This is a genomic window from Caulobacter sp. GW821-FHT10A10, from assembly GCF_059415745.1.
Window position 1 is genome coordinate 497,751 of sequence record NZ_JBWKNV010000001.1, and the last position, 11,903, is coordinate 509,653.

Here is an 11,903-nt window from a genome sequence, read left to right on the forward strand (position 1 = left end):
ATCGCCTCCCCCACAGGGGGAGGTTCCTTGAAAGCCAGCCCCGGGTTAAGCCTCCCCCCATGCTCACCCGCCGCGCCCTCGCCCTGTCCGCCCTCGCCCTGCCGCTGGCCAACGCCGCCCGGGCCCAAGCCCCCGAGCCCTGGCGCAAGGCAGAACGTCTCTATACGGATGATTTCACCCAGGGCCTGGCCAACTGGACGATCGAGGCCGAGAAACCCTCCCTCGCCAAGGCGCAAAACGGCGTGCTCGAGCTCGACGCCCCGGCCGGGATCACCGCCTGGTTCAAGCCGCGCCTGCAAGGCCCGCTGCTGATCGAATACCAGGCCCTGGCCGTCTACGAAGGCGGCCGCAACGACCGGATCAGCGACCTCAACGCCTTCTGGATGGCGACCGACGTCCGCTCCCCGGACAACCTCTTCGCCAGCCCCCGCAGCGGCGCCTTCGCCGACTACGACCTGCTCAAGACCTACTATGTGGGCCAGGGCGGCAACTACAATTCCAGCACCCGCCTGCGCCGCTATGTCGGCCGCGCCGGCGACCGCCCCATGCTGCCCCAACACGACCTCAAGGACGCCCGCGCCCTGCTCCAGCCCAACCGCTGGGTCGCCGTGCAGCTGGTCGCCTATGACGGCCTGATCCAGTACTGGGCCGACGGGCGGAAACTGTTCGAGCTGGCCGACCAGGATCCCTATCGCAGCGGCTGGTTCGGCCTGCGCACCACCTGGAGCCGGCTGCGGTTCAAGGATTTCGCCGTGTGGCGGCTGGCGGGGGCGTAAGAAACCTCCCCCTCTGGGGGAGGCGGCCGAAGGCCGGTGGGGGGCCGTTTTCAGCTTTCGAGGCGGTGGGTGATTACGCAAAAACTCCCCCCACCGATCGCTACGCGATCACCTCCCCCACAGGGGGAGGTTCCCAACCCTTTCGCCCGACATTTCCAACAATTTCCACCCTCCGCCCCGTGACGACTCAAGGTTGATCACGCACCATCCTCCCAGGCCGCCGCCCTAGCCTCCCGGCGGCCTCCAGGACCATCATGAACGCCGTCTCCAGGGCCCTTGTCGCCCTCTTCGCCCCGTCGCGCGACACCCACAAGCGCGCCTACGGACCCGACCTGCTGCGCGCCGCCGCCATCCTGATGGTCATGGCCTGGCACATGCCCAAGCCCGCCCGGCCCGAACCGCTGCTCACCGTCCAGCCGTTCGGCTGGCTGGGGGTGGACGTGTTCTTCGTGCTCAGCGGCTACCTGATCGGCGCCCAGTTGCTGAAGGGGATCGCGGCGGGCGCCGGCGTGGACTTCAAGCGCTTCTGGACCAGCCGCGCCTTCCGCATCCTGCCGGCCTTCCTGGTGGTGCTGGCGCTCTATTTCCTGCTGCCCGGCTTCTCGGACGGCAAGGCGATCCAGCCGCTGTGGCGGTTCCTGACCTTCACCATGAACCTCGGCCTCGACTACCGCGTCACCGGCGCCTTCACCTCGGCCTGGTCGCTGTGCGTCGAGGAGCACTTCTACTGGCTCCTGCCGCCGCTGGTCCTCGTCCTGGCCCGCTTCAAGGGGTGGGGACCCAGCGTCGCCGTCGGCGCGGCCCTGATCCTCGGCGGCATGGCCCTGCGCTGGGGGATCTGGCACGGCCCGGCCGCCGATCCGTCCACCCGGCCGGCCGACTTCCTGCGGCTGATCTACTACCCGACCTGGACCCGGCTGGACGGCCTGGCCCTGGGCGTGCTGCTGGCCGCCGCCCGGATCTTCCGCCCCGCCCAGGTCGCCCGCTGGCTGCCGCCAACCGTCACCGGACCGCTCGGCCTGGCCGCCGCAGCCGCCACCGTTATCCTGTGCCGGCTAACCGCCGACGGCGTGGCGCTGAACCTGACCGGCGCGGTCTTCCTCTATCCGCTGGCGTGCCTGGCCACGGCCCTGCTGCTCTGCGCCCTGCTCGACCTGGAGCCGGCCCTGCAACGGCTGCCGCTCCAGCCCGTCACCGCCGTGGCGACCCTCGCCTACAGCCTCTACCTCGTCCACAAGCCGGTGCAGCACATGCTGCGCGAGGCCCTGGGCGACACCCTGCTGCGCGGCTGGACCGGCCTTGGCGCCTATCTCGCCGCCGACGTCGCGGCCGCCGTCCTGCTGTGGCTGCTGATCGAACGCCCCTTCCTGCGCCTGCGCGAGCGGGTGCTGCGGAAGCCGGTCCCGGCGGCGGCGGCGGAGCAGAGACTGGCGGCTTAGCCACAAGGAACCTCCCCCTGTGGGGGAGGCGGCCGAAGGCCGGTGGGGGGTCGTTTTCAACTGGCCAGGCGGCGCCCAGATTTCGCATCGACTCCCCCCACCGATCGCTACGCGATCGCCTCCCCCACAGGGGGAGGTTTCCCGGGCGCGCCGCCGTCCAGCTCACGCCCTCAATAACTTTCCGCCTTCCCCCTCCCCGCGCCCTGCTATAGGCCCCATCTCCTTCGCCTCCCCCGCCTCGCCGCCCTCCCAGACGTAAAGACCGCTCCATGGCCGCCCCCGCCCGCGCCCCCGTGCTCGCCCTCAAGGACGTTCGTCTCGCCGACGGCGCCAAGCCGCTGTTCGACGGCGTGGACCTGGCCCTGGAGCCGCGCGTCCGCGCCTGCCTGGTCGGCCGCAACGGCGCCGGCAAGTCGACCCTCCTGAAGGTTCTGGCCGCCCAGGGCGCCGAGGCCGACAGCGGCGAGCGCGCCGTGCAGCCGGGCGCCAAGGTGGTGTTCGTCAGCCAGGAGCCGGACATCACCGGCGAGACCCTGCTCGACTACTGCACGGCCGGCGGCGCCCAGGACTACGAGGCCCACGCGACCCTGGCCGACTTCGGCCTGGACTTCCAGAAGAGCACCCAAGGCCTGTCGGGCGGCGAGCGCCGCCGCGCGGCCCTGGCCCGGGCGTTCGCCGAACAGCCCGACGTGCTGCTGCTCGACGAGCCGACCAACCACCTGGACATCTTCGCCATCCAGACGCTGGAAGAGGAGCTGGCCAATTCCAAGTGCGCGGCCCTGATCGTCAGCCACGACCGCGCCTTCCTCAACCGCGTCACCCAGCGCACCTTCTGGCTGGAGCACCGCAAGGTGCGCCGCCTCGACAAGGGCTTCGCCGAGTTCGAGACCTGGAGCGAGCAGGTGCTGGCCGCCGAGGCCGACGAGGAGCGCCGGCTGAACAAGCAGCTGGAGAAGGAAAACGCCTGGCTGGCCCGCGGCGTCCAGGGCCGCCGGGCCCGCAATGAAGGCCGCCGCCGCGCCCTGATGGACCTGCGCGCCCAGAAGCGCGACATCGTCGCCGACAAGCGCGGCTCGATGACCATGGCCGTCGAGAGCTCGGGAACCTCGGGCAAGCGCGTGGTCGAGGCCAAGGGCCTGACCAAGAAATTCGGCGAGCGCACCATCGTCGAGAACTTCTCGACCCGCATCCTGCGCGGCGACCGCGTCGCCCTGGTCGGCCCCAACGGCGCGGGCAAGACCACCCTGGTGCGCCTGCTGCTGGGCGAGCTGGAGGCCGACGCCGGCACGGTGCAGCTGGGCACCAATCTCGAGGTCGCCTATGTCGACCAGAACCGCATGGCCCTGTCGGAAAAGATCACCGTCTGGGACTTCCTGACCCCGTCGGGCGGCGACTCCATCCTGGTGCGCGGCCAGCCCAAACACGTGGCCGGCTACGCCAAGGAGTTCCTGTTCACCGAGGCCCAGCTGCGCCAGCCGGTCACCAGCCTGTCGGGCGGCGAGCGCAACCGCCTGCTGCTGGCCCGGGCGCTGGCCACGCCGATGAACCTGATGGTGCTCGACGAGCCGACCAACGACCTCGACATGGACACGCTCGACCTGCTGGAAGAGCTGCTGGCTGATTTCGAGGGAACCCTCATTCTTGTCAGCCACGATCGCGACTTCATCGACCGCCTGGCCAGCTCGACCATCGCCATGAACGGCCACGGCCAGGTGCTGGAGACCCCCGGCGGCTGGAGCGACCTGATCGACCAGGCCCCGGACTTCTTCAAGGGCGCGCGCGGCGCGGCCGGCGACTTCGCCACCGGAACCGGCTCGCACAAGGCCATCGTCACCCCCGCCGCCCCGCCGCCGCCCAAGAAGGCCGTCAAGCTGTCCTACAAGGACCAGCGCCGGCTGGAGGAATGCGAGGCCCTGATCGCCAATTCCCCCAAGATCCTGGCCGACCTCGAGAAGAAGCTGGACGACCCCAACCTCTACGCCCGCGACCCGGCCGGCTTCGACAAGATCATGAAGTCGCTCGACAAGGCCCGCGCGGACCTGGCCCAGGCCGAGGAGGACTGGCTGGCGCTGGAGGAGAAGCGGGAAGCGCTGGCGGGGTGAGGGTTTAGCCCTCTCCTTCTCCACTAAATTTGCTTTCCTGGGCCTTGTGCCCAGGATCCATCGTTCAGCCGCTCAGACCTTTCGAGGTCGGCCAGGGTCTGAGCGGTCGCCAACATGGGCCCTCGCCACGAGGGCGAGGGAAGCAATTCTTGAGGCGCGGGGCCGTGGCTAAAGCCCCACCATCGACCCTCCCTATCGAGCCGATGAAAACTATCAATTCGCCTTATCGACCGGCGCGGTGAAGTCTGGGAGCCGAGGAGCTCCCGCATGACACCCCGCCCGCTCGACGGCCCGCCCGTCGTCCTTTCCCGCGCGCCCGAAACGGCGATGGCGGGCGCTCGCCGATGATCCTGCCCACCCTGCGGCAGCTGCAGTACTTGGTCAGTCTGCACGAACACATGCACTTCAGCCGGGCGGCCGACGCCTGCAACGTCACCCAGTCCACGCTTTCGGCCGGTCTGAAGGAGCTGGAGACCATCCTCGGCGCGCGGCTGGTCGAGCGCACCCGGCGGGTGACGATCTTCACACCGCTGGGCGTGCGGGCGGCGATGCGGGCCCAGGACATGCTGGCCCAGGCCCGCGACCTGGCCGCCCTGGCCGGGGCCCCGGCCACGCCGCTGAGCGGGGCGCTGCGGCTGTCGGTGATCCCCACCATCGCCCCCTTCCTGCTGCCGCGCCTGCTGCCGGCGCTGGAGAAGAGCTGCCCCGCGCTGCAGGTGGTGCTGCACGAGGAGATGAGCCACTGGGCCTGCGAGTCCCTCAGCCGGGGCGCGCGCGACTGCCTGGTGCTGGCCCTGCCCTATCCTTGCGACGGCCTCGACCACGTCACCCTGTTCGAGGACGAGATCCTGGTCGCCCTGCACGCCGACGACCCGCTGGCCCGGCGCCCGTCGATCGCGCCCCGCGACCTGCCGGCCGAGCGCCTGCTGCTGCTCGACGACGGCCACTGCCTGCGCGACCATGCTCTGGACGCCTGCGAGCGCCGCGATCTCGACCGCGCGCCTGGGCGCGGGGCCGGGGTGCACACCCTGGTCCAGTTGGTCGAGGCGCGGATGGGCGTCAGCCTGATCCCGGCCATCGCCGTCGAGGCCGGGGTCATCGACGGCGCGCCGATCGTCACCCGTCCGCTCGACGCGCCCCGGGCGCACCGCACCATCGCCCTGGCCTGGCGGCGCAACACCCCCCGCGCCGAGGAGTTCGCCCTGCTGGCCCAGCACATTCGTCAGAGCTTGGCGGGGGCTCCGCCCCCTGGGCGCCAGAGCCTGGCGGACGCCGCGCGCCCCCGGCGCCAGAGCCTGGCCGGCTGATCGGCCCAGTCGATCAAGGCCCGAGATTCTATTCGTTTCCGTCGGTCAGGCCCCGTCCCTATTCGAAAGGACGCATCGCCAAAGACATCGCCAAGACTGGCCGACAGGAGACCCGATGACGTCCCGCCCCTCCACCGCCATCCTCGCCGCCCTCGTCCTGACGGCCAGCGGCGCCGCCGCTTCCCAAGCCGCCGACACGCCCCGCCAGACTCAGGACAGCGGCGCCCCGGTGGGCGACAACCAGAACTCCAAGACCGCCGGCGAATGGGGCGGGGTGATGCTGGAGGACTTCCACCTCATCGAGAAGCTGGCCCGCTTCGACCGCGAGCGCATCCCCGAGCGCGTGGTCCACGCCCGCGGCACGGGCGCGGAAGGCCAGTTCGTCTCCAACGGCGAACTCGACAAGTACACCAAGGCCGCCCTGTTCAAGGCCGGCGTCACCACCCCGGTGTTCGTGCGCTTCTCGACCGTGATCCACCCGCAGGGCTCGCCGGAATATCTGCGCGACCCGCACGGCTTCGCCACCAAGTTCTATTCCAGCGAGGGCAACTGGGACCTGGTGGGCAACAACCTGCCGGTGTTCTTCATCCGCGACGCCATGAAGTTCCCCGACATGGTGCACTCGCTGAAGCCCTCGCCGGTGACCAACAAGCAGGACCCGACGCGGCTGTTCGACTTCTTCAGTCACCAGCCGGAAAGCACCCACATGATCACCCAGCTCTATACCGACCTGGGCACGCCGCAGAGCTACCGCACCATGGACGGCAACGGGGTGCACGCCCTGAAGCTGGTCGACGAAGACGGCAAGGTGGTGTTCGCCAAGTTCCACTGGAAGAGCCAGCAGGGGATCAAAAACTACACCCCCGACGAGGCCCAGAAGGCCGGCTTCAACTACCTGACCGACGACCTCTACGCCACGATCGGCAAGGGCCAGCCGGCCAGCTGGGATCTCTACGTCAAGATCCTGCGCCCCGAGGACATCGCCAAGCTGGGCTACAACCCGTTCGACGCCACCAAGGACTGGTACGACATGCCCGAGATCAAGGTCGGCACCATGACCTTGAACCGCATGCCGGAGAACTTCTTCCAGTCGACCGAGATGAGCGCCTTCTCGCCGGGCGTCCTGGTGCCGGGCATCGAGCCCTCGCCCGACCGCCTGCTGCAAGGCCGCCTCTTCAGCTACGCCGACACCCAGCGCCACCGCCTGGGCCCGAACTACCAGCAGCTGGCGGTCAACGCCCCCAAGGTCGCCGTGAAGAACGGCGCCCAGGACGGCGCGATGAACACCGTGCCGCGCGTCGGCGACGTCAACTACCAGCCCTCGCGCCGCACCGACGCGGGCGTCTATGCCGACACGGCCGCCTACAAGCTCAGCCCCTATGAGGTGACGACCACGATCCAGCAGAAGGCGATCTCAAAGCAGGAGCCGTTCGTCCAGGCGGGCCTCTTCTGGAAGCGCCTGCCGGAAGACCAGAAGGCGGCCCTGATCCGCAACCTGTCGGGCGACCTCAACGGCGTCACGGTTCCGGAGATCAAGGAGATCATGGTCAGCCACTTCTACGCGGCCGATCCCGAGTACGGCGCGCGCCTGGCGGCCGCGACCAAGGTCGACCTGGCGGCGGTGAAGGCCCGCGCCGCCAAGGCGCTGGAAGCCGCCAAGCTGGCCAGCAACTAAAACACCGCTCAGGACCCGGTCGGAAACGGCTGGGTCCGCTCTTCTTTCGGATCCTCCACATGCTCACCGCCATCGTCCTGGCCGCCGCCCTGCAAGGCGCGCCCGCCGCCGCTCCCGCCCAGGCCGCGCCCGACCCCAAGGCCGCCTTCTTCGCCGCCGCCCGCGAGGGCCGGGCCGACATCGTCGTCGCCCTGCTCGACGCCGGCGCCCCGCTCAACGCCCGCGACGAACGCGGCTACACCGCCCTGACCCTGGCCGCCTACAACGGCAAGACCGACCTCGTCCGCACCCTGATCAAGCGCGGCGCCGACGCCTGCGCCGGCGATGCGAGGGGAAACACCGCCCTGATGGGCGCGGCCTTCAAGGGCGACGACGCGGTCGCCCGCCTGCTGCTCGACGAGACCGCCTGCCCGGTCGACCAGGCCAACGCCCAGGGCCAGACCGCCCTGATGCTGGCCAGCCTGTTCGGCCGCGAAACCCAGGTCCGCCTCCTCCTCGCCAAAGGCGCCTCCCCCACCCGCCCCGACGCCACGGGCCAAACCGCCCGCACGCTCGCCGCCGCTCAGGGGGCGACGGTGATCCAGGCGTTGCTGGGGGCTGAGGGGAGGAGGCTGAGGGGTGGCTGCACAGATTTCAAATCAAAGGCGCCTATCGGCCCTTTCCGAAAATCGGCAACGCCAGCCTACCCCTCGAACACCTCCAGAACGTGTCCATCGTCGTCGACGCAGGTGAAAGCTTTTCGACCCGATTTGTCCGCGATGCCCGAAAGTCTGGAGCGATCGATTTTCGCAGCCCTGCCAAAGCTTCCGAGCAAATCGAATACCTTGAGATAGATCACCACGCCGGCGTCGGGCGAAGCCCCCCCGGCTCGTTGCCGCAAGGCAAGGTGGTCGCCAAAATGAATGGTCGTGGCGCTCTCACGGGTCGGAACAAGACCAAGCGCGTCGCAATACAACTTCCGCGAGCTAGGTATGGAACGAACCCAAAGGGTTATCCCGGCGAAGACGGTGGCCGGGGCCTTGCGTGCAGGCGGACGCTCTTGATCGAGAGCCCCCTTGTCGGCGACAGGCCTGCGCAGTCTTTTCGCGAACAGGGTCTGCCCGGCGCTGGTTTCAAGCTTCCAGGATTCGATATTCAGGTTCGGCGAAAGAGACCTCAGCCCTTCATGATGCGTGATGCTGGCTTCATCACCAAAGGGCATAACGATCGTCTTGTGACGGGCCACATGGTCAAGAAAAGGCTCGATATCGCGAGCTCGCAAGGGGTGACCATTGAAATCCGTAGAATAATTCGCCGCCAATTGGCGCGCTATATCCACGATATATTTGGCGTCCTGCACCTTCAGATACCGCTCTCGAATCCAAGCCGAGCCGCTCACGGCGCCAGCCAGTGCGCCAGTCATCGAGGCAAGGGTATCCGTGTCCGCGCCTTTCGCCAGCGCAGCGCGCGCCACCCCCTCGAACGGCGAGACGGCGTGCTTCGAGGCCAGAAAGATCGATGCGATAGCAGCGACGCTGCCCGCGCCATTCCTTTTGCGGTCGAAACACCCAAGCTGATCCAGCGTTTCCTCGTCCAGGGCGAGGGCGCCAGTTCTCAGTCCGCCCCGCGCAACTTCAAGCGCATCGCGTATCTCACCGACGATATCGTCCCATAGATCGAGAAACGAGCCCCGATATTGATCGAGGGCAGGACGCCAACTCGGCCAGTAAGCGCTTACATCCGGGATCTTCGCCCAGGCCGAAACGTCGCGGCTTACTTCATCCAGCAATTGCCCATAGCGTAGCGTCGCCCTGCTAAGGAACGCTCGCCACAAGGCATAGGCGTAGATCAGCGCCCCCACCAAGGCCCTGGGATGTCCATGCGTCAGCACGCCATCAGCCATGACGGCCTCGGCAATGGGAGCGAAATCGCCTTGCGCCATTCCGTATACGACGTGCGGGAGAATGCGCATCGCCACGCCGTTTCCACCGGCCTCGAAATACTTGTCACGATCGGCCGGCGATGCGTCCCAGGGCAGCACGCCCTTCTGCAGAAGCCGAGCGGCGCGGAGTGTCGCGCCCCCACCGCCACGTTCGTAGGTCGGCCAAAGGGGAAGCTCGACCGTCGCAAGATTTTTCGCCCACTTGGCTCCACTAAGCCGCGCGCGCGAGACTGCGAGGATCAGTTGCGTATCATCGCTATAGTCGCCGGCCTCAATCGTTTCCTCATATGGATTGAAGCGCCCGCCCGAGCGCTTGGTCCACGAGGTCAGACCTATGCCCGCTTCGCGCACCTTGCGCGCGCGCTCCTCCTGAGGCCAGCCCAGGGCGTCGCCCAAGGCGGCCCCCCATAGCGCGCCTACGGCCCTATCCGTAAACGGGATCCTGATTTCGGACATCATCGCGGTCATTCAACCGTCGGGGGGAGGTATGTCACTTCGGGAGCAGACAATCCGCAACGAACGATATTGTCCAACGATGACGCGCTGAACATGTGGGGAGCGATCACAAAACTGAACTGGTCTGGGTCCATCCCGTTCACCTTCAATCGTACGCGCTCCGTCCGAGCCTGGGCGTCATCCTTGACGGCGACCGCGATCACGTCCTCAAGCCGCAGCTTATCTTCGACGAGCACTTCGGCCTGCTGATCCGTGGGACAAGCCGAAAGCTGTTTTGGCGAGCGGACATAGTTCCTGCCATATGCGCCGACGACGGTAGGCGCAAACATCGCTTCGAAGCCGTCGGCGCCCGGCTTCAACGCGGCGCCGTTTGCCGCCGCCGCATTCCGTGGAGAGAAAAGGGTGCCTTCGCGCCAAAGATAGTCAGGCTGAAAAAGGAGAACGACCCAATCAGGGAAAATCAGCTCCTTGTCGCGCGCCTTGCGAAAATACCATGCATTCGGAAATTGTATGGAACAGCATACATGACCTGTGTGCTGGTCATAGCGCTCCAAATCCGTTGCATTATAGGACGCCCTTTCTTCAGCTGTCAGTTGGCTAGTCGAGAGAACTCCGGTTCTTCCCGCAGCGATATGCTGCAGATTGCGCGAAGGCGTGAAATGGCAAAGTCTCGAAATTCCCTTGGCTTTAGCGCTTGCCTCGATTTGCCGGTTCATGAACGCACCCTGGTGTAGAGGGCGTCTCTGACTGGAAGAAGTGAACTTGGCCCACTGCTGTAGGTGACGATCAGCGCACGCCTGGCTCGCGTCACACCAACATAGAGGAGCCTGCCATCGTTGGCGGCGGCCTCGGGTTCCCCGAAATCCAAGACAAACTGCGGATCCGGTAACTCTTCATCCGACACGAAGGGCAAGATGACCGCATCAAACTCCAGTCCCTTCGCGGAATGGTAGGTGCCGTAATATACTCCCGGCCCCTCGACCCAGGACAGCGCATCCGTGCGCAGGGTTTTTGCCGCGCCCTTGAGAAAAGGCAGGACTTTCTCATACTGCTTTACGGTCCTGGCCAGAATTGCAACCGATTGCGTCTGTGACAGCCGGTTCGCCTGATCGGCCACGAGCTTGATTTCGGCCGCCAGATCGGCGCACTCCACCAAGGTTGGCTTTGGCCCCTCAGCCTTCGGCGCTGTTGGAGAGACCATGTCGGGAACGCCCTCATAATAGGGCATCGATGCGATTGCCAAACCAAGCGCGGCGATTTCGGCGGTGTTTCGGTAATTCTCCTGGAAATGCCAGATCTTCACCGGCTTCAGTCCCGCTGACCGCCAGGACATTCGGTGCCCATAGACCTGCTGGGCCACGTCGCCGAAAAAGGTCAGAGAGCCGTCCTCGGGGATCGCCTTGGCCAGCGCCCTCAGCATTTCGGGGCTGAAGTCCTGCCCCTCGTCGATAACGATATGCTTGTAATGCCGAGGAGCGGAATCCTTGCCGAGCTGGACGGTTACGGCCGTGGCGATATCATCCCAATCGAACGACCTTCCCGCCTCCGCGCGCAAGGCTCGATACGCTTCCCGAACCTCCCACATCAGGGGGCGCAAGTCGGTTTCCAGCCGCGCATCCGCACGACCGGTCCGGCGCGCGTCCACATACTCCTGCACGCTGGAAATACCATTCGCGGCGAGCCAAGCGATCTCGGCGGCGAAGAAACCACTTGGCTTGTCGAAGAACGGATGCGCCTCGTGCCCGTCTCTTACCGCGACGACCGCGCCCTCGACCAGCTCACTCAGCTCCCGCCCCTGCGCGATGGCGTTCTGGCCCATCAGCCCCTGGCTAGCGAGATAGCCGCGCGCGAACTTGTGGAAGTGTTCGACGCGAACATTGGCAAGCGCGCCATCGGCCATCGACCGAATGTAGGCGCTAAGACCCTTGTTGAACGTGAGCAGGAGAGTCGGTCCGCCCTCAGGCAAATCCGGATCGCTCAGGAAGGCGGAGCGCAAGATCGCCATTGTCGTCTTGCCGCTGCCCGCCGCACCCAAGACGACCTGATGCCCCCTCGCGGGAAGGCAGACGACCTCGCGCTGTCTCTGGACCGGAGTTGGAAGCGGCATACCGGCCGACACTCTAGGCTAGAGGTTGAAGCCCGCATAAAGGCTCCGCAATGCGAGAGTTCTCGCACAGCCCCCCTCACTCGTCCACAGCCTGGCCAATCACCGGTTTTCGCTGATCTA

General features: G+C 66.8%; 8 protein-coding genes and 1 pseudogene. 6 read left to right on the forward strand and 3 right to left on the reverse strand.

All coding sequences use genetic code 11. The annotated features are described in order from the left end of the window. Positions 1-59: 59 nt before the first annotated feature. The 6 genes from AC07NS_RS02435 to AC07NS_RS02460 all read left to right on the forward strand — a co-directional run bounded on the left by AC07NS_RS02435 (position 60) and on the right by AC07NS_RS02460 (position 8,132). On the forward strand, positions 60-776 hold the full coding sequence (locus tag AC07NS_RS02435; RefSeq protein WP_494601176.1) for a DUF6250 domain-containing protein: 717 nt from the start codon (positions 60-62) through the stop codon (positions 774-776). A gap of 254 nt (positions 777-1,030) precedes the next feature. Next, entirely contained in the window at positions 1,031-2,215 is a 1,185-nt protein-coding gene (locus tag AC07NS_RS02440) for an acyltransferase family protein (RefSeq protein ID WP_494601178.1), read from the forward strand. 269 nt (positions 2,216-2,484) lie between these two features. Next, positions 2,485-4,317 carry an ABC-F family ATP-binding cassette domain-containing protein gene (locus AC07NS_RS02445; protein WP_494601180.1) on the forward strand — a complete coding sequence of 611 codons (1,833 nt, stop codon included), beginning with the start codon at positions 2,485-2,487 and terminating at the stop codon, positions 4,315-4,317. Between the two features lie 344 nt (positions 4,318-4,661). Then, the gene (locus AC07NS_RS02450; protein ID WP_494601182.1) at positions 4,662-5,624 is read left to right on the forward strand and encodes a hydrogen peroxide-inducible genes activator; all 963 of its coding nucleotides are present in this window, start codon (positions 4,662-4,664) and stop codon (positions 5,622-5,624) included. A gap of 115 nt (positions 5,625-5,739) precedes the next feature. Then, complete coding sequence (locus AC07NS_RS02455) at positions 5,740-7,299, forward strand: catalase (RefSeq protein ID WP_494601184.1); 1,560 nt, start codon at positions 5,740-5,742, stop codon at positions 7,297-7,299. Between the two features lie 59 nt (positions 7,300-7,358). Then, on the forward strand, positions 7,359-8,132 hold the full coding sequence (locus AC07NS_RS02460) for an ankyrin repeat domain-containing protein (RefSeq protein WP_494601186.1): 774 nt from the start codon (positions 7,359-7,361) through the stop codon (positions 8,130-8,132). Between the two features lie 464 nt (positions 8,133-8,596). Here AC07NS_RS02460 and AC07NS_RS02465 read toward each other — a convergent pair. The 3 genes and pseudogenes from AC07NS_RS02465 to AC07NS_RS02475 form a co-directional block, all read right to left on the reverse strand. Beyond that, positions 8,597-9,688: pseudogene (locus AC07NS_RS02465) on the reverse strand (ADP-ribosylglycohydrolase family protein); the annotation flags it as partial. Beyond that, positions 9,685-10,392 carry a DarT ssDNA thymidine ADP-ribosyltransferase family protein gene (locus AC07NS_RS02470; protein ID WP_494601188.1) on the reverse strand — a complete coding sequence of 236 codons (708 nt, stop codon included), beginning with the start codon at positions 10,390-10,392 and terminating at the stop codon, positions 9,685-9,687. The pseudogene AC07NS_RS02465 and the gene AC07NS_RS02470, both read right to left, overlap by 4 nt. Next, positions 10,389-11,783, reverse strand: a complete 1,395-nt coding sequence (locus AC07NS_RS02475) for a 3'-5' exonuclease (protein WP_494601851.1) — start codon at positions 11,781-11,783, stop codon at positions 10,389-10,391. The genes AC07NS_RS02470 and AC07NS_RS02475 overlap by 4 nt, the downstream gene beginning before the upstream one ends. Positions 11,784-11,903 lie beyond the last annotated feature (120 nt).